Genomic DNA, 19,476 nt, shown 5'->3' with positions numbered 1-19,476 from the left:
CCGACCAGCACCCTTACCCTGCAACGAGGACATGGTCAGCGGAGGCGAATTCAGCCATTGTTTACGTAATACCGGTGAATTCAGGCGCCTCGCCGTAGTTGCCGACGGGTGGCGTCTGCGTGGTGGCCGTATAGACCGTGGTGGCGGCAAGCAGGGCAGCGGCTGCGATGCCGATGCGGGTAGTTATGCGCATGGTTCAGACCCCGATTAGGGGCAGATGGTGGAAAACGGTCATGCTCGATCCGTTCCGATGATGGAATTTGAGCCTTGCGGCGTATCGACCCTGTGTTGGGAGGCAGGGGGAAATGCAAAGAATCCTGTACGGGCTAGCCTCAGATACGTAACGATACAAAGCACTGTCCGAGAGGTTGCACAATGCGCAAGACATGCACGGCCACGGACGCCGTGCGCATCGAATGGATGCGGTAATGAATCGGCCTGACCATATCCTTATCGTGGACGACGACCGCTAAATCCGCGAACTCGTGGCAACGTATCTCGATCGCAACGAGACGGCCTGACCCTGTGTCGGGATCTGCGTGCGGGCCCGCGCAAGATCACGCCGGTGCTGATGCTGACCGCCCGCAACGAAGATGCCGATCGGATACTTGGGCTGGAGATATGAGCCGACGACTACCTCGTCAAGCCATTCGCCGCACGCGAACTGCTGGCGCGGATCCGCTCGGTGCTGCGGCGCACACGCATGCTGCCGCCCAACCTGCAGGTCACCGAAGCGGCCACCGTGCTGGCGTTCGGCGACTGGCGCCTCGATACGACCGCCCGTCATCTGCTCGACGCCAACGACGTGATGGTGGCCCTCAGTGGGGCGGAGTAGGCTGCTGCGTGTCTTCCTCGACAATCCGCAGCGCGTGCTGAGCCGCGACCAGCTACTGAATCTCACGCAGGGACGCGATGCCGATCTTTACGATCGCTCGATTGACCTGATGGTCAGCCGGCTGCGCCAGCGGCTTGGCGACGATGCGCGTGAAGCACGTTGCATCAAGACCGCGCGTAACGGTGGCTACGTCTTCTCGGCGGCGGTCGAGGTGCGCGAGGAGCGGACATGAGTCGTCCGGAGGCACTGCGGGCCTGGCCGCGTACATTGTTCGCGCGTTTGATGGTGATCCTGCTGGTCGGGCTGGCGCTGGCGCAGGGGCTGTCATTTGCGCTGGTCGTGATGGAGCGCTCAATGCGGCCGACCGTCTGATGCTGGCGAACCTTGAACAGGATGTGGGCCAGTTCCGTGTCGGTCCTCGACATGATGCCCGCCGACAAGCGTCCGGCCTGGGTGGGCAAGCTGGACCGCAAGAACTACAGCTACCAGTTCGATGCCGGCGTGCGCAGTGACGAGCCGCCGCGCGAGGCACTTTCGCGGCACGCCGTGGCGACGATTGCCAAAGCACCGCGAGGCCGCTTTGAAGTCACGAGCAACGCCGTACCGGGCCCCGAGGAGTATTTCCAGGTGCACACGCGCCTCAGCGACGGCAGCCCACTGACCATCGACATCCATCCGGCGCCCACGCCACTTTCAATGTGGTTGCTCGTCCTGCTGTGCTTCCAGCTTGTGCTGCTTGGCGTATCGCGTGGGTCGCGGTGCGCGTGGTCACGCGGCCGCTCAAGCAACTTGCCGCTGCGGCCGAGAACCTGGGGCCGGATCTCAAGGCCGACCAGGTTCCCGAATCGGGTCCGGTCGAAGTGGCGCACGCCGCGGCGGCTTTCAACGCGATGCAGCGGGCGTATCGCGGGGTATCTGTCGGAACGGGTGCAGATCCTGGCGGCGATCTCGCACGACCTGCAGACGCCGATTACACGCATGCGGTTACGTCCTGATGGAGCCGTCGGACACGCAGGAGCGCTTCCTGCACGACCTGCGCGAGATGGAGCATCTGGTGCGTGAAGGTGTCACCTATGCGCGCACGGTGCACGGCAGTGCCGGAACACCGGTGCGTATCCACTTCGACGCGTTCCTCGATAGCCTCTCGTTCGACTACCGCGATGGCGGCCAGGATATCGCGGTCGATGGCAAGGCCGGCGCGCCGGTCCAGACCCGGCCACAGGCGCTGCGGCGCATCCTGACCAACCTGATCGACAACGCACTCAAATTTGGCAACGACGTACGCGTGGCGGTCTCGCGCCAGGCCGACGGCAATATAGCGATCGTCGTGCAGGATCGGGGCCCCGGGATTCCCGAAGCCGAACTCGAACGGGTCATGCAGCCGTTTTATCGCGTCGAGACATTGCGCAACCGGGGTACCGGCGGCACGGGGTTGGGTCTCGCGATCGCCCAGCAGCTGGCCCGTGCCATGGGCGGACATCTGGTGCTGGCCAACCGCAAGGGCGGTGGCTTGCAGGCCACGCTTACGCTGCCTGACTCGGTCGAGCCTGCTGTCAGCCACTGATGGGGCGCGGCAAGCGCCGCATCGCCCCTCCGCTTTGTATTCCTCTGTATCAGACCGAAGCCGGGATACGCGCGCTCAAGAATCTGCGTGCATGTCGCTACAGCGCTGATACATCGATCTTCTTAAATGATCTCCGTGCACAGCCGGTTTCAAGTGAGGTACCGGACAGCGATGCAGATTCGGCCGCTCAGTCTGGCGGCCTGCCAACCCTGGAGATCCATCATGAACCTTTTCAACACTTCGAACACCGGAAAGCTAGCCCGACGCCTGTTTGCCGCAGCGGCACTTGTGGGCGCATCGGGCGCCATGCACGTAGCGCAGGCTGCGGACTCCGGGGCGGACGCCGGTCACGGCGCAGCCGTCTCTGCCGCGGCATCGCGCGCCGAGCGTGACCCGTACCTGGACGGCGCCTACGTCGGCGATCGCCGTGATCCCTATACCGACGGCGCCTTCGTGCGTGAGCGCGTCGAACAGAAGCTTGCCGATGCCGGCATCCGCAACCGCGATCCGTACACCGACGGCGCCCGCATCAGCAATCGTGACGGCTACACTCCCGATGCATCGCACGCCGATTCGGCCACCGCCTGACCCGTTCAATTCATATACCTGACAAGGAGTCAAACATGACCACGCTCGAAAAAGCTGTCTACACCGGCAAGACCGCGGTTGAAAAAGTCCTGTACACCGGCAAGACCCACACCACCGGTGGCCGCGATGGCGCGGCTCGCAGCGACGACGGCCGTCTGGATATCAAGCTCACGCCCCCGGGCGGCACTGGCCAGGGTACCAATCCCGAGCAACTGTTCGCGGCGGGCTGGTCGGCATGCTTTATCGGCGCGCTGGGCAAGGCTGCCCAGGCTAGAAAGATCACGCTGCCGGCAGGTCTGGCGGTCGACGCCGAGGTCGATCTCGGCATGGCTGGCGACGCCTACTTCCTGCAGGCTCGCCTGACCGTCAGCCTGCCCGGTCTCGATCGCGAGACCGCGCTTTCGCTGGCGCAGGATGCGCATCAGCGTTGCCCGTACTCGAAGGCCACGCATGGCAATATCAATGTCGTGATCGACGTGGTTTAAGCGCGCAAGGCCTGCCTGCATGGCGGGCAGGCCCGAGACTTGTTACATCGCCGATCAACAGATGTTCCAGGCCAGAGATGTTTCGTCGCCCGCGCTGGCACTACATTGGTCCCTACCGCATTCGACTGGAAACTGAAATGGAACTGATCTACATTGGCGACCCGATGTGCTCCTGGTGCTACGGCTTCGGCAAGGCGCTTGATCTGCTGGTAACGCGCTTTCCCACGCTGGACCTTCGGATCGTGGTGGGTGGCCTCAGGGCCAGTGCCACCGATGTGCTCGACGATGCCGGCAAGCAATTCCGGTTGCAGCACTGGGCCCGCGTCGAGCAGATGAGCGGGCTGCCGTTCAACCGCCAGGGTCTGCTGGATCGCAAGAATTTTGTTTACGACACCGAGCCCGTTTGCCGGGCCGTTGTCGCAGCACGCGGTCTGGCACCGGAGGCGAACATCCTGGCGGTGTTCCGGGCGCTGCAACACGCGTTCTATGTCGAGGCGCTGGACACGACGGATGGCGTGGTACTGGCAGAGGTGGTAGCACGGGCGCTGAAGCGCCAGGACATCGATATCGCTGCCGAGACGATCCTCGGCAAATGGAGCAATGCCGCAACCGTTGCGGATACGCAGGCCGACTTCACGCTGGTCCGCTCGTGGAACATCACGAGCTTCCCGGTGCTGGCGCTGCGCGTGGGCAATGAACTGCATGCGTTGACCACGGGATATACGTCGGTCGAGATGCTTGAGCGCAGGCTTGCGGTGCTGCTTGAGGGCGTCGAGGCGCTCAACTGATTTCAGGTTTGCTTCCCTCTCCCATGTATGGGAGAGGGCGCCGCCGTTCAAATTGCGACGCGTCGCGGATTGAGCCGCCGGCCCTCGCCCCCAACCCCTCTCCTGCGCGGCGGGAGAGCAATCCAATTCAAGATAAGTGGCATCAACAAGCCTTATAAGCGGCATGTCGATGAGGCTTGTGGCGTGGTGGGCGGGGCTTGGTGCGATCTGGTCGCACGCGCTGGAGACGTGTTGCGATCAAGGTCAAGGTCTCGTCCAGGGCAGCCTTGGCCCAGCGCAAGCCGAGCAGCACTGCAGGCAGGACACGTTTGAGGGCGGTGATAGCGTAGGCACGGTTGATCCGATGATCCGAGTCAATGTCATGTTCCAGCGCGGCCGCAAGACAGCACAGGGCGTGCAGGTTATCGCACAGGACTTTGGCACCAAAGTCCTGCCTGGCGGCCAACTGTGAGAGGCCGGACAGGTGTTCAAGTGCCATGCGGTGTTTGAGGCGTTTGAAGGCCTCCTCGAGACGCCAGCGCTGGTGATAGAGATCTCGGAAGGTGGCAGCCGGATGGCGGTGCCGGTCGAGCAGATTGGTGATGAGCACGCGAGCCTTGCCGGCTGGCGAGATCTGCCGGATGAGCCGGACGGTCTGCGGGACGGACGCACATTCATAGTCGCGCGCGTCATTTGCGGGCTGGAGCCGGGAGCGTGACAATGGCCTCGGCGCCGTCGGAGCGGACGAAGTCCCGCAGGGCAGCAAAGCCGCTACCGTCGGCGCGCACGCAGAAAGGGATGTTTCGTTGGTTGAGCACGGCTACCAGCCAGCGGGCCGGGTAGCCGCGGTCGAGCAACAGCAAGTCGTCGGATTGCAGGCGGTCCAGATGCTCGAACAGGATCTGGCGTTCGTTCTCGAGCACGCTGTGCAGTGAGGCGGCGAGCATCATCTCGGCCCCGGGGAGGTACAGGCCGAAAGCGAGTTGATCACGGGTGGCGGCTCGAGGCAGGTGGCTGTGGCGGATGGCAAAACGCAGGTGCGAGGCGTCGGCTGCGACCAGCCGAAAGCCATGCCAGCGCGGCAAATGGTTGGACACCTGCAGAAGCAGCCAGTCATTGAGGTGAGCAAAGACATCGCCGCTGAGTCGTCAAATGGAATCGCAATTTGCCACGTGAACGCTTGACAGATGACGAGGTTCGAGCGGCCGCCGCCCTGCTTGCGCGGGCTGTTTAGCGCAAGCAGGGCGGCGGCCAATAGAGGTCGTTTTTCGATCTTCGCTTGGCTCCCAAGCCCCTGTCCGATTTGTTCGCGTTGCTTACCGAATATCTGCACACCAAAGTCTTTCACGATCTTGCTCGACATCCCGAACGAATTGATCGAGTTCGGCTTGTACCCCCATGCGCAAGTTGCCGAGCATGAATGCGATTAATGTCGGCAGAGTGAGCGTCCCGCCGCTTTCACCCCTCAGCGCAAGCCTTCGCCGCGCTCGCGCGCCAAAACACCTTGTGCCGGCGAGTCAGTGAACAAGCCTTCGCCCAGGCTCGCAGCAAACTCGGGTCAGCTTGCCCACGCCCTATGCGCATTACCGCGTACTGCCGGTCCTGCCCGAGTTCCGCAAGCGATTTCCGGAGGTGGAGATCGACACGCATATCAGCAACCGCAACGTCGACTTTGCGGACGACACCTATGACCTGTCGGTTCGCGGACGCGCCCCCGACGATTCCACGCTGATCGCGTGCAAGCTTGAAGACGCCGAGATGGTAGTGGTGGCGACTCGAGACTACCTGCAACGCGCCGGCGTGCCGAAATCGCTGGATGATCTGCCGTCGCACGAATGCATCCAGTTCGAGCGTCCTAGCAGTGGGCGGCGCATCCCGTGGACCTTCATGCAGAACGGTGAGGCGTTCGACGTGACAACCAGCGGCGCGTATGCGACGTCGGAGGACGCGCTCGGCGGCGCAACGTTGGCGCGCGCCGGAGCAGGTCTGTTCCAGACCTATCGCTTCGTGGTGGAACAGGATCTGCGTGACGGGACGCTGGTTGAAGTTCTACAGGAGTTCGGCGGCAGCACGCGGCCATTCGTCCTTGTTGCAGGTGGTGAGTGTCCTCCTTGTGCGCATAGCCGATGCCTGACGGCCGGGAGATGGTGTCAGGAAAAATCGGTGCTCCGGGAAATGGCTTCCCAATCATGAAACGCCGCGTCCAGTGATGCCAGCCTGTTCGTGACCAGGTCAAAGGCATCGTTGCCAAGCAGCAGGCTGGTCGGCGGATCCTCATTCTCGACGAGCGACAGCAGAACAGCAGCCGCCTTGGCCGGATCGCCGGCTTGTTTGCCGTTCTTTGCCAGGCGATTTTCGCGGATCTGGGTGAATACAGCGTCGTAGTCGTCGATACTGCGTTCCGTGCGCACCATGGACCGGCCCGCCCAATCGGTGCGGAACGACCCGGGGGCCACGGCGGTGACCTTGATGCCGAAGCCGCGTACTTCGGCGGCAAGTGCCTGCGAAATGCCCTCGAGCGCAAACTTGCTGCCGGCATAGTACGTGATGCCCGGCAGACCAACGTGGCCGGCCATCGACGTAATGTTGAAGATATGCCCCGCACGCCGATTTCGCATGCCAGGCAGCACGGCCTTCATCATCGCTACCGCGCCAAACACGTTGACCTGGAACTGCTTGAGAAGATCGTCCAGTGAGGACTCTTCCATCGTTCCTTCATGACCATAGCCGGCGTTGTTGACCAGAACGTCGATCGGCCCGTAGCGCTCGACAACCTTGTCCACCGTGGGCGCGACGGCGGAAAGTTCGGTCACGTCCAGTATCACCCCGTGGGCATGGCTTTCGTGCAAGCGCTCGAATGCAATCCGGGCGGCCTCGGTCCGCACGGTGCCGACCACGGTATGGCCTGCCGCCAGTGCGGCTTCGGCGAAGGCGCGTCCGAAACCGGAGGCGACGCCAGTGATCAGAAACAAGCGATGTGAGTTGCTCATGATTCTCCTTTCTGTGTCTTGATGGTGACTTGCTTGTCATGGGACGCGACGCAACACTTGCCGCCGCCAAGGTGCGTGTGGTGATGGCGGCATCGCCTTTGAACTGGTTGGGATCCTCACCGGACCTGGTCACTGGGCCTTCGCCCAGCGATCGAACGCCGCACACCCCAGCAGCACCGCACTGGTCACGAAGAACACGGAGCGCATGCCGAAGTGCACACCGATCTGACCGCCGATGAGCGGGCCAATCACCTGACCGGCAAACTGGGCTGACTGCAGATAGCCAAGCATCCTGCCGGACTGGTGCTCCTTTACGGCCTGCCGCACGAGTTTCCCAATCGCAGGCAGCAGGCCGGCCAATGTCATTCCCATCAGGCCGCGCAAAATGGCGAGTGACCACCAGTTGGTGACGAACGCCTGAGGAATCATGACAATGGCCGTCGCCACCAGGCAACCAATGATGACTTTCCAGGCGCCGATTCGGTCAGCCAGCGCGCCAAGCCGTGAAGCGGTCATGACGCTGCCAAACGCCGAGCTCGCCATGACGATTCCTGCGGTGCTGGCCAACTGCGAATGAGGCACGCCGAGTTGACCAATGTAGATCGTGATGATGGGTTCAATCGACATGTTGGAAAGCAGCACCATGGTCGCGGTTACCAGAAGTGCGATTAAGGGAAGGCGGGAGGTGTGCTGGCGCACGCCCGTGTCGGCAGGGAGGCCATCTGTCCGCTTCGCCGGCCGCTGAAAATCCTCGCGTACCACAAGGATGGTCAGCAACGCCGCCACCGCGATGACCGCACCGCCCGCAAAAAAGGTGCCTCGAATACCAATCAGGTTCGGCAGCAGGCCGCCGACGAGAGGGCCAACCAGGTTGCCGACAAGTGCACCGCTGGACAGCACGCCAAGCGCCCATCCCGCGCGGTCGGGCGGTGCCTGCGTGCCGATCATGACCGTGGCTGCGGACGCATAGCCCCCGATCAGGCCCGCCGCAAACCGCAGGGCGACGAGTTCATAGACGTTGTGCGCAAGTCCGATCATCGACATCACGATGGCCATACCCACCGCAGCGCGAACCAGCATCGGCTTGCGCCCGAAGCGATCTGCCAATCGTCCCCAGAGGGGCGCGGTGATGGCGGTCGCCAGGAAGGTTACCCCGAAGGCGGCACCAGACCATTGGACGATCTCGGCCTGCGCCGTGATGCCAAGCTGTTCCACATAGAGCGGCAGGAACGGCAGCAGCATGCTGAGACTGACCAGCGTGGTGAACGACCCGAATGTCGCCACGGCCAGGTTGCGTTTCCAGTACGAGGCATTGCGTGCTGCGTAGCTGGCGCCGGCAAGGTTCTCCGGAGCAGGAAGGGCGCTGATGGATTTGGACATATGAGTCAATAGAGCGAGCGAATGATGCTTGGCGCTCGCATGAAGTCATCCGGCCGCCGAGCGCTTCGGCCGATCTTGGGAATCCGCGATCTATCGTGTCGCTCTACGCGAGATACCAGGCAGACTCTCGGCCCCGCGAATAAACGTATAGGGAAGCTCATAGAACTCGGCTGCGTCGAGCGACCTGTCTCGTGGCAACTCTTCGGCCCAATGGGGATGCGTGTCGTTCGACGATTCGGAAGGGTTGGTTTTCATGGGATCTCTTTACGTGTTGCCCGACGACCAGGCAGTGAGTTGATGCTTGCCATTGTGGTCAACGATCTTCGGGAGATCATCGGGGTGGGCCGCAAATCAGTTGTTCCGCACCATTGATAATGCCTGGGGCCGCTTGCCGATGGCGGCATGCCAGTGGCGAAAGCGCCCCCTGGATGCTTGGGGCCGATGATCACGCCGGCTTTCGAAGGCGGCCGGGCGATCGCCGATGCCGAGTTTGGCGATGCAGTGGCGTTGACGATCCGACGCATGCGCGTCAGTTCGCTCCCTACGGTTACCCGGATGACTTTATCTCGCACCTTCCTCAGCGGTGCTCAGGCCTCGACGCACATGCGTCCTCGCATTCCACCTTCCGCGGGTGCGGTGACGCTTCGGGCCTCTTGCTCTGGAAAATGGGAGTTCCTGCAGGTGAGAACCTCAGCCTCTGGATTGCGGGCCGGCTCGAGGCTGGCATATGCCTCCGGTCCGAAACTTGGGGGAACGAGCCGCCCCACGTACGCTGTCATGCCGAGGATGGTGACATCAGGAGTACGCCAGCGACCAACCTGATTGCGCAATGCATGGTGGGGAGCCAATGAAGCATGCGGCGTACCCGGCTGCAAAGAGTTCTTCCGGGTTAGTGCCTTTCTCGCCTTTTCCGCCCAGTCCCTTGGGCCGCGTCAGCTTGAGATCCAGACCGCTTTCTGAAGCGACGGCACGGCCTTCCCGACCTCCGGTTGCTTCGGCTTGCGCGCGATAGAGAACATTGTCGATGGACATTATGTGTGCTCCTGAGATGGTGTTTGTCAATGAAACGGCCAGGGTGCGGTCAAGGACCGAGTCGTCCCGGGCGGATGTTTTTGAGTTAGTGTCCTGCGCTCTGCCCGCCGTCCACGTGCAGGATCTCCCCGGTCACGAACGGCGCCGAATCCAGATAGACGATGGCGTTGACGATGTCGCTCATCTCCCCCATATGGCCCATGGGGTGCAGTGCGCCAAGCGCTGCATGGGTCTCGGGGGCATGCATGGGAGACTTGATGATCCCCGGCGCCACGGCGTTGACGCGGATACCAGTCTTGGCATATTCGATGGCCAGGGACTTGGTGGCTGCATTCAGGCCGCCTTTGGTCAACGAGGCCAGGACCGACGGCACACCTTCGATGGCGTGGTCCACCAGACTTGTGGTGATCTGGACCACGTGGCCGCTCTTGTTCTTTTCCATCTCGGCGATCGCCAGTTGTGTGATGTAGAAGAAACCCTGGAGATTGACACCCGTTACGGCGGCGTAGTCTTCCGCGGTGTAACCGGTGAACGGCTTGGCGATGAAAACCCCCGCGTTGTTGATCAGCGTGTCAACGCGGCCAAAGCGCGACACCGCCTCGGCGATCACGCGTCGTGCCGTATCAGGGTCGGCGATATCACCCGCGACCGTCACGATGTTCGGGTCCGAAGACGGTTGGATGCTGCGTGCGGTTGCAACGACGCGATAGCCAAGTGCGCGAAATGCCTTGACCGACTCTGCGCCAATGCCTTGCGAGGCGCCGGTAACGACTACTACCTTTTGAGATGTGCTCATTGAAAGCTCCAGAGAATTGAATTCGGCTTGCTTGCCGGACGAGGCCGAAGGCGGCTCCGATGGGAATCAAATTTAGGCGCGCCGACGCTCTCTGCAAAGACACACTGTGGATAGACAATTTTTCGTCGGCGGAACAAGTCTTCGCGGTATAGGGTCCGGGGCCTGCGGCCTAGTTTCCGGCGAGAAGCCGGCCATTGAAGGCGATATGTAGCGTGCGCACTGACAACACGGCGATGACAACCGTCAGGAGCATCAGTAAAAGGAGCGCGAGTACGGAAACGACCTCAGACTGGGCGACCGCTGCGTACTTCAAGGCTGCGCTGGTTAGCGCAGCAAGCGGAAAGCCAACTGCCCACCACGCGGTACTGAACGGAATGCTGCGGCGAAAGACCCTGAAGAACAGGGCGATGAAGAGGAACAGGCCAAAGTAGAACAGGGTGGCGGCGAAGACGTCCACCTGTTGGGTGAAGTTTGTGTAGGCAAGAAAGCCGACCTCGAACGGGCCGATCAGAATCATCAGGGAGGGGCGAGATGGTTGGCTAGTCTTTCGTGGTGGATCACACGCGAGACGATTAGCGTGAAGAAAACCAGTGCGAGCACTGTACCGATGGCCAACGCGAACACATTCAACTCGTGAGCCCATGGCATGGGCATTTGCGCACCGGTTACGACGATATCTAGCGATGCAACGCCCGGAATCAGCCATGCGGGGGAGGGCATGTCTGGGGTCCAGCCTTCCCCGGAACAGTCGGTTGACGACGACGAAGGCGAGTGCGATGGCAGCGATTGACGCGAGCGTCCATAGCACTGCTGCGAGGCGTGGTGTGGTATGTCCGATGACAGCCGATAGCAGCAACATTGCAATGCTGATCGCGCCGAAGAAATTACCTGCAATCGGATGGCGAAATTCGGTCAGCACTGCGTCGGGGTGCTTGACGATTTTCACAGAATAGGCAAGGAATAGGACCAGGAACACGGTCACCGCAATAATCCCGACCGCTGTCGAGATCTTCTCGCTGATCGGGAACTGCCGCGACGCAAGCCGCAACGAGAGGGACAGGCCGGCGATGCTCATGACCGAAGCGAACAGGCTGACCGGAAGATTGCGTACCGACACATAAGGACGTGCAGCGGCGGAAATAGGGGAAGTTTCATTGAATGGCATGGCTTCAAGATGGGAGCGTGCCCTAGGGAGGCTGGTGTACGCATTCTCGCTGCGCGTGGTTCACGCGGATCGCCTAACGATCATTCTGACGCTGAGGGGATGCGTGGTGCGGCGTGGAAATGCGCTTGCGGGAGACATGGCAAGGTTCGCGCCAAATGGAAAGGGGGCTTGCCGGTGACGTATAGGAGCGTCGCTCGCAAAGCCCGGCGGATCGATCGGTGCCTTGCCTCTCTTCCCGTTACGCGACAGCGCGGACAGCTTGCTAGGGCATCGTCCGCGCCGGTGCATTTAGCGTAGCGATCGGAAGCTGCTACGCACCTCGTCCGTGAAGGCCATCGGCTGCTCCCATGCGGCAAAATGCCCGCCCTTGGCCAGGCGATTGAAGTGGATGAGCCTCGGATAGGCCTTCTCTGCCCAGCTCCTCGGGGCCGCATAGATTTCATCGGGGAAGACGCTCACTGCAACCGGCAGGGACACTTGCTTCGGGGCAAAGAAGTTCAGCTTGTTTTCCCAGTACAGGCGTGCCGAGGACACAGCGGTGTTGGTCAGCCAGTAGAGCGTGATGTTGTCGAGGATGTCATCGCGCGTCAGTCCCTCGGACCGACCGTCGAAGACGCGGGCGATCAGTGCCTGGCTGCTGGCGTCATGATCCAGCATCCAGGCTGCGAGACCGATCGGCGAATCGGCGATGCCATACAGTGTTTGCGGCCGGTTGGCCATTTCCAGGGCATAGCCGAGGCCATGCTTGTAGAAATAGTCGAGTTGTTCGTACGCATGCCGCTCGTCAACCGAAAGACCCGCCGGCACAGGGCCACCGGTCTTCAGCGCGGCTGCGATGTTGTCAGGGATCGTGGCTGGCATGTTGGTATGGATCCCGATGAGCCCGGATGGTGTGAGAAGGGCCATCTGTTCGGTTACCGCATTGCCCCAGTCGCCGCCTTGCGCGACATACCGTGTATATCCGAGGCGCTTCATCAGGGCAATCCAGGCTTGTGCGATGCGTGCCGGATCCCACCCGGTGGCGGTTGGTTTGCCAGAGAACCCGTGCCCCGGCAGCGATGGAATCACGACATCGAACGCGTCTGATGCCGTTCCGCCATGCGCGGTCGGATTGACGAGCGGATCGATAATCTTCAACTGCTCGATGATCGAACCGGGCCAGCCATGGGTGACGAGCACCGGCAAGGCGTTTGCATGGCCGGAACGAACGTGGATGAAATGAATGTCGAGTCCATCCACCTCTGTGATGAACTGAGGCAGGGCGTTCAGTCTGGCTTCCACCTTGCGCCAGTCGTAACCTGTCGACCAGTAATCGGCAAGATGCCGAACCGTTGCAAGCTGGACGCCTTGCGTAGCATCTGCAACCGTCTCCCGCTCGGGCCATCTGGTCGCCTTGATACGCCGGCGCAGATCGGTGAGTTGCGCCTCGGGGACGCGCACCCGTAACGGACGGATAGCAGTCCTGTCGCCTTCCCTCAAGGGGGCAACGTCAATGATGGGTTGCGCCGATTCCGCGAGAGCGAGACCCCATGAACCGGTGGCGATGGTCGCGGCAGCGGCGCCGATAAACTGTCGGCGCGACGGCGCCTTGGGCGGGATGTCCTGTGGCATGCAAAGCTCCTGTTGGCTATAAGCTGGGTAGGGGAGCGATGAGTGCCGCCGCAATGCAAGCTACCTGCCAATCGGACTTGTGATTGCCAGGCTTAGCTGTCCCACGTGGGCCGGCAGCGAGCCGGCGAGCCTCTGATCGTCACCACCTTGATGAACCGCGAATCATGTTGCGCGGTGGTACGACCTATTCTGTGCATCCGGGTCACCGAGATAAATGCCAGTCCGTACATAAGACTTTTTCTTGGCGAGAACAAGCATCGATGTTCGTAGAGTTGGGTCTTGGTACAGCCGGTTCCAATCACTATTGCTCCATCTGCGCATGCTGTGCAGTCTTGGCCACGTTGGACTTAGGGGCCAAGATGGCCTGGCCGCTTGCGCGCGCCATGGCAAGAAAGGCCTGCATTGCGCTCGAAAGGTATGCGTCTCTCCGGTGTATGAACAATGTGTCCACTTGGGACAGACTGCGCGGCAGGCTGTGAATGGCGATGCGTCCGGCAACGGCGAATTCGCCCAGTACGCCGCGGGGAAGCAGCGTAATGCCCACGCCAGCCGACACACAACTGACTATGGCATCCAGCGAGCCAAATTCGAGGGGCCTAGCAACCACGATTCCCTTCGTAGCGAGGAATGATTCCAGCCGTTGGCGGTACGAGCAGCCAGATTGAAACACTACGATCCGCAGGTCGGGGATGTGGGAAAGCTCGTTGAGCGAACGAACCTCTGGACTGGTGGCAAGAACGAGTTGTTCCGTGAAGACGCGCTCGTGATACAAATCGGGATGCGAGATGGGGCCAGCGACAAAAGCGCCATCGAAGCGGGACGCCACCACATCTCGCACCAAGCTGGCGGTGCTCCCAGCCGTCACGGAAAGCCTGACGTCCGGATAGGCACGCGCGAACCCCGTGAGCAATGGTGACAGCCGCAATGCCGTAGCCGTCTCTAGTGCGCCAAGCGTCAGTGTGCCGCTGGGAACTCCATCGTCCTGAGCCGCCGAACGTGCTTCGGCCATCAGCTTGCCAATGCGCGCGACAAACGGAAGGATCCGCTGGCCGGCGGGTGTGGGGCGCACGCCACGTGCATGGCGCTCGAACAGCTTCGTGCCGAGTTCTTCCTCCAGCCCGCGGATGCGTGCCGTGATGTTCGACTGCACGGTGTGCAGTTCGGTAGCGGCCCGGTTCATGCTGCCCAGCCGCGCCACAACCTCGAAAGTCTTCAAGTCTGCCAGTTCCATACGAACCGTGCCTCCGTCTGCCAAGGAATGCTGTTGTGCAACTGTAGCCTGTTGCGCAAGAACGGGTTGACCTATCTGAATCAAAGATAGCTCATATCTCGATATTTCAGTTCTCGGCATTCGCTATTGCACATAGCCTTGAGTCATCTGCGGTAGCGATGGGCCTACGACGATGAGAACAATGGATGACGCGGCGTCCGCGGTGGAGCGATGCTCAAGACAGTTCTCTTCTCAGGTCATTGGCCAGTTGCTTGGCAGCGAGGCGGCCGCGTATATCGGCCCGCGGCGAGTCTTTGCCACTACCGCTCTCCCTTTCTGGCCTGTGCGCTCGTGAATCACCGCGTACGACGCGCACGGGTCAGAGAATCCCCGTAGTACAGCAAAAACTATCTATTGGAGAAGACGCCATGAAGCTTTCAACACGATCGCTGGCCCTTGCGGCTGCCGGAGTCGTTCTGCTGGGTGCAGGCACCAACGCGTTGGCCCAGAAACGAACCCCACTGCAGACCATCGATTTTCCGCCCGGTTACCAGACGATCAGCGTGATTGCCGAACTCGAACCGGGGCAGTGCACGACCCGGCATGCTCATCCGGGCATCGAAAGCGCCTATGTGCTCGAAGGCGAGGCGGTGGCGAAGTTCGACAACAAGCCTGACCAGATTCTTGTGGCGGGGCGACCACTTCAATTCGGGCAGGAAGAAATGCATAACGTGTGCAACACCGGCACCTCGCGATTCAAGGCAATTGCTCACTATATTGTCGAGAAGAACAAGCCACTGGTGCTGCGTGCGCCCTGATATCCCACTCGATTATCTTCACCAGGAGAATTGGTAATGCTGAGGCAAACAAAAGTGGCGGTGGCATCCGCGGTGATGTCGTTGCTGTTCCTGCTTGAAGGCGCGCCGGTTGCGCATGCGGCATCCGCACTACCGGATGCAACTCGGGCCGGCGTGGCCGACAGGCTTTACCGCGTGGACTGCGGTCGCTCCCTGGCCAATGACGAATCGGTGTGGACACCGGGCGAGAACGTCGGAAAGAGCATCGAATTCTCGTCGACCTGCTGGCTGGTCAAGCACGGGAAGGATTGGCTACTGTGGGATACCGGCGTGCCGGAGTCGGCGTACAACGATCCCAAGGGCTGGTCGACCCTGCCGAAACTGATCGTCTATCACCTGGACAAAACGCTGACGAGCCAGCTCGCGGAACTCGGACTCAAGCCGGACGACGTCGGCCGCGTGGCCATTTCGCACACGCATGGCGACCATATCGGGAATGTGAGCCTGTTCCCGAATTCGACGATTCTCATGCAGAAGGCCGAGTACGACTGGATCCATTCTCCCAACGGGTCGAACGATAACGTCAATCAGCTGATGGCATTGGCGCGCAAGCTGATGGGAAAACCGAAGGACCTCAAGCTGGTGGAGGGCGATACCGACGTTTTCGGCGACGGCAGCGTGACGCTCGTGGCCACACCGGGCCACACGCCGGGTAGCCAGTCGCTGATGGTTCACCTGAAGAACTCGGGCTTCGTGATTCTGTCCGGCGACGTGGTGCATCTGGAAGGCAACTTCGAGCGCAGCATCGTACCGTCGCTGAATACCAGTAATGCGGATTCGCTCGCGTCGATGGAAAAGGTCAGGAAACTGATGACCACCTACAAGGCGAAGCTGTTCATCAACCATGACAAGCATCAGACCGAACAGCTTAAGGTCCTTCCCGCGTATTACGACTGAGACGAGCGAGACGACTAGCGCCTGATGAATGACGGCGCCGATGCTTTGGATGCATCGGCGCCGTTCCGCTTCATACTTCCTGGAACTCGCCTTGCGTCTGCAGCACCTTCACCAGACGCTCGCCATGCATCTGTGCATAGTCATGGGCCAGTTTCTCGGCTTCCGCCGTGTCCCCCTGCAGGATTGCCGACGCCATATGCTCGTGTTCGGCATATATCGCCTCGGAATACTCCATCAGTTTTGTCGTCATGAGGATGTAGAGCATCACCGGGTCGCTGATCAATCCGTACTGGACGATCAGGCGGCGGTGGCCCGACAGCGCAACAACCGTCTTATGAAAGGTCAGGTCGGCCTCGGCGATGCGCCGGCGGTCTGAATCGGCGATGGCGGATTTCAGGTCCGCCAGTGCCGCTCGCAGTTTCTTGCGGCCGGCGTCGTTGATATTCGCGGCCGCCAGCCTGGAAGCCATGCCTTCCAGGTTGCTGCGCAGCGTATAAAGCTCCCAGGCGTCTTCCGCCGACAGCGACACGACTTCCCATCCGGTATAGGCGTGCTGGATCAGGAGCCCTTCACTGGCCAGGCGCTGCATGCCGGCGCGGACCGTCGAGCGCGAGAGGCCGATTTGTTTCGCCAGCGCTATTTCGGTCAGCCGTGAACCGGGCGCGAGGTCGCCAGAAAAAATGGCGTCGCGAATCCAGTCGGCTGCTTGCCGATCCAGACTGCGTTTGTCGATTTCAATGCGAGTACTCATAGGTGCTTGACCGGAAACGGAAACGCACCCGAACCAATCCTGGAGCGGGTGCGAGGCGCAAGCCTGGGCTGCCAGACAGGGGCGGATGACATGCATCATACCGCCCGGCGGAGCCGATTGTTAATTGTGGGCAGTTAACCCTGGCGGCAAGATATCCCATTTGTGCCTTTCCAGGCACGATTTTGACGCGAAATCAGAGCCTTCCAGCGGCCCGCCGCACTTCGTAGGCCTGCAGGTTCAACCAGCAAATCCGATGCACGCTGTCGTCCAGGCCATGCGCCCGGATGCGCGAGAGCATGTATCCGACAATGTGCTCGCCCTCGATGGCCGACTTGCGTTCCAGGTCGCGCAAGATCGACGGGACATACGCCGATTCCTTGTTGGCGAACAACGCCCGATATTCCGCCAGGAATGCATCGGTCATCGGATATCCCTCGCGAGCGGCGACCTCGGCGTGAACTGCCAGCACCTGATAGAAGAACTCGGTCCCGCCGGGCACCGTAGCAATTTCACCGACGCTGGCGCGCAGCAGCGTGGTCACCGTGGCAACCGTGGAGAGATGGACGAACTTCTCCCAGAGGTTATGCATGATGTCGGGCACGGCACTGGCCTTGACGCTGTCCTGCGGAAATGCCTCCTGCAGGGCCAGCACCCGGTCGCTCAAGACGCCCGACTGTTCGCCGAACTTGATATAGCACCAGTCGTTCAAATGCTGGATCGTGCCTTCCTTGTCGAGCGTGACGATGATTTTCGCCAGCCCGCCGAGCACGCGATCCGCACCAAACTCTGCATTGAGCCTGTCGATATGCGCCATGCCGTTCAGCAACGGCAGCACAGCGGTATTCGGACCCACGGCGGGGCGAATGGCTTCGATGGCGGAAGCGAGGTCATAAGCCTTGCTGGTCAGCAGCACGATGTCAAAGTGCCCGTCCAGCTCCTGCTGGGTGACCGTTTTCACGGTGGCCTTGAAATCGCCGAACTGGCTGCGAATGTTCAGGCCATCGTGTTCGAGAATGGCGCGCCGAGCGGGGCGCACAAGGAAGGCGACGTCCGCACCGTGCTGGACCAACCGGCCGCCATAGTAGCCGCCGATCGCGCCGGCGCCCAAAACCAGAATTCGCATGATGTCTCCTTGTCATTAAACGCGAGCGTCGCCCTTGAGCAATCGCTGGGGCATGGCCGTCAGCAGCAGAATCGCACCCAGTACCAGCGCTATCGCGAACGTGTACAGGCCGTAATTCAGGGACCCGGTCGTAATCTTGACCCAGCCGAGCACGGACGGGCTGGCGAAGCCGCCAATCAATCCAATACTGTTGATGACCGCGATGCCACCCGCCGCACCGGACGCGGACAGGTATGAGGTGGGGATCGTCCAGAACAGCGGCATGGCGGTCAGAATGCCGAGCGTGGTAATCGAAAACACGACAAGCGCGACGACCAGGCTGCTATGGACGAACGTTACGGTGACCAGCCCAATCGCGGCAACGAACATGCCCAGCGCCACGTGCCAGCGGCGTTCGCCGGTCTTGTCGGAATGCTTGCCGACGATCACCATGCCGACGCACGTCACCACATAAGGAATCGCCGCCAGGATGCCGATCTGCAGGGGATTGGTCACGTGATAGCTGCGCACCATCTCCGGGAGCCAGAAACTGATGATGTACAGGCCGGCGGCGATCGTGAAGTAAATCATCGACAGTGCATAGAGCCGCGGGTCGCGCAGCGTTTTCACGAACGAATGGTCATGGCCATGCGTGCCGGTTTCACCCACTTCGTGAATCAGGATCTCTTTTTCCCGCGCCGTGAGCCAGCGGGCATCTGCCGGCTTGTCGGACAGCACAAACATCACCATCACGCCGAGAATAATCGACGGCACCGCCTCGATAATGAACAGCCATTGCCAGCCATTAAGACTGGACGCACCGGTCATGTGGACCATGATCCAGCCGGAAAGCGGGCCGCCAATCACGCCCGATACCGCAATGGCCGACATGAAAATCGTAATGATCTTTCCACGCATGGCGGGCGGATACCAATACGTCAGATACAGCACGATGCCGGGGAAAAAGCCGGCTTCGAACGCGCCCAGCAGGAAGCGCGCGACATAGAACTGCGTTGGCGTGGCTATAAACGCAAAGCTCGCCGAAATGCATCCCCATACGACCATGATCCGCGTCAGCGTCTTGCGTGCACCAATTTTTTCGAGCAACAGGTTGCTGGGCACCTCGAACAGGAAATACCCCAGGAAGAAAATGCCGGCTCCCAGCCCGTAGACAGCGTCGGAGAACGCCAGGTCATGTTTCATCTGCAGCGCGGCAAAGCCAATATTGACGCGGTCCAGGTAGGCAAAGACGTAGCAGACGAAAAGGAACGGAATAATGCGCAGCGTGACCTTGGCAAAGGTACGCCGCACCTCATCGCTTGTGCGCGAGGGCGCTGAATGCTGCCGCGCGGTGGGGGAGGAAACTGTCATCATGATCCTGCTCCAGCCATTGGAATGGTGGTGATATGGGCGGCTCCCGAGGAGAGGTCGGTCGCGCCAGGGCGC

16 protein-coding genes and 7 pseudogenes are annotated in these 19,476 nt (G+C 61.1%); 9 read left to right on the top strand and 14 right to left on the bottom strand.

Annotated elements, in window-relative coordinates:
- Positions 1 to 61: 61 nt before the first annotated feature.
- Positions 62 to 193, bottom strand: a complete 132-nt coding sequence (locus tag KB879_RS40270; protein WP_256449359.1) for a hypothetical protein — start codon at positions 191 to 193, stop codon at positions 62 to 64.
- A gap of 280 nt (positions 194 to 473) precedes the next feature.
- On the opposite strand from KB879_RS40270, the pseudogene KB879_RS32600 reads away from it, so the two are divergent.
- The 5 genes and pseudogenes from KB879_RS32600 (at position 474) to KB879_RS32580 (ending at position 4,260) form a co-directional block, all read left to right on the top strand.
- A pseudogene (locus KB879_RS32600) lies at positions 474 to 1,067 on the top strand (winged helix-turn-helix domain-containing protein).
- Positions 1,064 to 2,399 (top strand): annotated as a pseudogene (locus KB879_RS32595) (sensor histidine kinase). Before KB879_RS32600 ends, KB879_RS32595 begins: the two co-directional pseudogenes overlap by 4 nt.
- 222 nt (positions 2,400 to 2,621) lie before the next feature.
- On the top strand, positions 2,622 to 2,987 hold the full coding sequence (locus tag KB879_RS32590; protein WP_211983588.1) for a hypothetical protein: 366 nt from the start codon (positions 2,622 to 2,624) through the stop codon (positions 2,985 to 2,987).
- Between the two features lie 35 nt (positions 2,988 to 3,022).
- Entirely contained in the window at positions 3,023 to 3,472 is a 450-nt protein-coding gene (locus KB879_RS32585; RefSeq protein WP_211983586.1) for an organic hydroperoxide resistance protein, read from the top strand.
- Positions 3,473 to 3,609: 137 nt separating this feature from the next.
- Complete coding sequence (locus tag KB879_RS32580; RefSeq protein WP_211983584.1) at positions 3,610 to 4,260, top strand: DsbA family protein; 651 nt, start codon at positions 3,610 to 3,612, stop codon at positions 4,258 to 4,260.
- 142 nt (positions 4,261 to 4,402) lie between these two features.
- Here KB879_RS32580 and KB879_RS39670 read toward each other — a convergent pair whose 3' ends face one another.
- Together KB879_RS39670 and KB879_RS39665 are read right to left on the bottom strand one after the other, a co-directional pair.
- Entirely contained in the window at positions 4,403 to 4,849 is a 447-nt protein-coding gene (locus KB879_RS39670) for a transposase (RefSeq protein WP_249221473.1), read from the bottom strand.
- A 79-nt stretch (positions 4,850 to 4,928) separates the two neighbouring features.
- The gene (locus KB879_RS39665; RefSeq protein WP_249221472.1) at positions 4,929 to 5,336 is read right to left on the bottom strand and encodes a hypothetical protein; all 408 of its coding nucleotides are present in this window, start codon (positions 5,334 to 5,336) and stop codon (positions 4,929 to 4,931) included.
- Positions 5,337 to 5,793: 457 nt separating this feature from the next.
- Between KB879_RS39665 and KB879_RS32570 the strand changes: the two are divergent.
- Positions 5,794 to 6,432: pseudogene (locus KB879_RS32570) on the top strand (substrate binding domain-containing protein); the annotation flags it as partial.
- Here the strand turns inward: KB879_RS32570 and KB879_RS32565 are convergent.
- Complete coding sequence (locus tag KB879_RS32565; protein ID WP_211983581.1) at positions 6,390 to 7,229, bottom strand: oxidoreductase; 840 nt, start codon at positions 7,227 to 7,229, stop codon at positions 6,390 to 6,392. The pseudogene KB879_RS32570 and the gene KB879_RS32565 overlap by 43 nt on opposite strands.
- Before the next feature lie 129 nt (positions 7,230 to 7,358).
- Complete coding sequence (locus KB879_RS32560; RefSeq protein WP_371827460.1) at positions 7,359 to 8,513, bottom strand: MFS transporter; 1,155 nt, start codon at positions 8,511 to 8,513, stop codon at positions 7,359 to 7,361.
- A 474-nt stretch (positions 8,514 to 8,987) separates the two neighbouring features.
- On the opposite strand from KB879_RS32560, the pseudogene KB879_RS39660 reads away from it, so the two are divergent.
- Positions 8,988 to 9,155: pseudogene (locus KB879_RS39660) on the top strand (acetamidase); the annotation flags it as partial.
- Positions 9,156 to 9,434: 279 nt separating this feature from the next.
- Here the strand turns inward: KB879_RS39660 and KB879_RS32555 are convergent.
- The 6 genes and pseudogenes from KB879_RS32555 to KB879_RS32535 form a co-directional block, all read right to left on the bottom strand.
- A pseudogene (locus KB879_RS32555) lies at positions 9,435 to 9,641 on the bottom strand (organic hydroperoxide resistance protein); the annotation flags it as partial.
- A gap of 85 nt (positions 9,642 to 9,726) precedes the next feature.
- Complete coding sequence (locus KB879_RS32550; protein WP_211983577.1) at positions 9,727 to 10,437, bottom strand: SDR family NAD(P)-dependent oxidoreductase; 711 nt, start codon at positions 10,435 to 10,437, stop codon at positions 9,727 to 9,729.
- A 169-nt stretch (positions 10,438 to 10,606) separates the two neighbouring features.
- Positions 10,607 to 11,157, bottom strand: a pseudogene (locus KB879_RS40535) (hypothetical protein).
- Positions 11,158 to 11,227: 70 nt separating this feature from the next.
- Positions 11,228 to 11,512: pseudogene (locus tag KB879_RS40530) on the bottom strand (C4-dicarboxylate ABC transporter); the annotation flags it as partial.
- A 378-nt stretch (positions 11,513 to 11,890) separates the two neighbouring features.
- A complete protein-coding gene (locus KB879_RS32540) occupies positions 11,891 to 13,213 on the bottom strand; it encodes an epoxide hydrolase family protein (protein WP_211983575.1) in 1,323 nt (440 codons plus the stop codon).
- Between the two features lie 301 nt (positions 13,214 to 13,514).
- Complete coding sequence (locus tag KB879_RS32535) at positions 13,515 to 14,444, bottom strand: LysR family transcriptional regulator (RefSeq protein ID WP_211983573.1); 930 nt, start codon at positions 14,442 to 14,444, stop codon at positions 13,515 to 13,517.
- A gap of 407 nt (positions 14,445 to 14,851) precedes the next feature.
- Between KB879_RS32535 and KB879_RS32530 the strand changes: the two genes are divergently transcribed.
- Together KB879_RS32530 and KB879_RS32525 are read left to right on the top strand one after the other, a co-directional pair.
- On the top strand, positions 14,852 to 15,241 hold the full coding sequence (locus KB879_RS32530) for a cupin domain-containing protein (RefSeq protein ID WP_211983571.1): 390 nt from the start codon (positions 14,852 to 14,854) through the stop codon (positions 15,239 to 15,241).
- A 36-nt stretch (positions 15,242 to 15,277) separates the two neighbouring features.
- Complete coding sequence (locus tag KB879_RS32525; RefSeq protein WP_211983569.1) at positions 15,278 to 16,177, top strand: N-acyl homoserine lactonase family protein; 900 nt, start codon at positions 15,278 to 15,280, stop codon at positions 16,175 to 16,177.
- 70 nt (positions 16,178 to 16,247) lie between these two features.
- On the opposite strand, the gene KB879_RS32520 is transcribed toward KB879_RS32525, so the two are convergent.
- The 3 genes from KB879_RS32520 to KB879_RS32510 form a co-directional block, all read right to left on the bottom strand.
- On the bottom strand, positions 16,248 to 16,928 hold the full coding sequence (locus KB879_RS32520) for a GntR family transcriptional regulator (RefSeq protein WP_249221470.1): 681 nt from the start codon (positions 16,926 to 16,928) through the stop codon (positions 16,248 to 16,250).
- Between the two features lie 193 nt (positions 16,929 to 17,121).
- Complete coding sequence (locus KB879_RS32515; RefSeq protein WP_249221469.1) at positions 17,122 to 18,036, bottom strand: 2-dehydropantoate 2-reductase; 915 nt, start codon at positions 18,034 to 18,036, stop codon at positions 17,122 to 17,124.
- Between the two features lie 30 nt (positions 18,037 to 18,066).
- Positions 18,067 to 19,404 (bottom strand): MFS transporter, encoded by a 1,338-nt coding sequence (locus tag KB879_RS32510; protein WP_211983565.1) that lies wholly within the window; start codon positions 19,402 to 19,404, stop codon positions 18,067 to 18,069.
- Between the last annotated feature and the right edge of the window lie 72 nt (positions 19,405 to 19,476).

The sequence above is a fragment of the Cupriavidus sp. KK10 genome, from assembly GCF_018223725.1.
Lineage (GTDB): Bacteria > Pseudomonadota > Gammaproteobacteria > Burkholderiales > Burkholderiaceae > Cupriavidus > Cupriavidus necator.
Note: the sequence above shows the minus strand (reverse complement) of the source record. Positions and strands in the feature narration are given on the sequence as shown.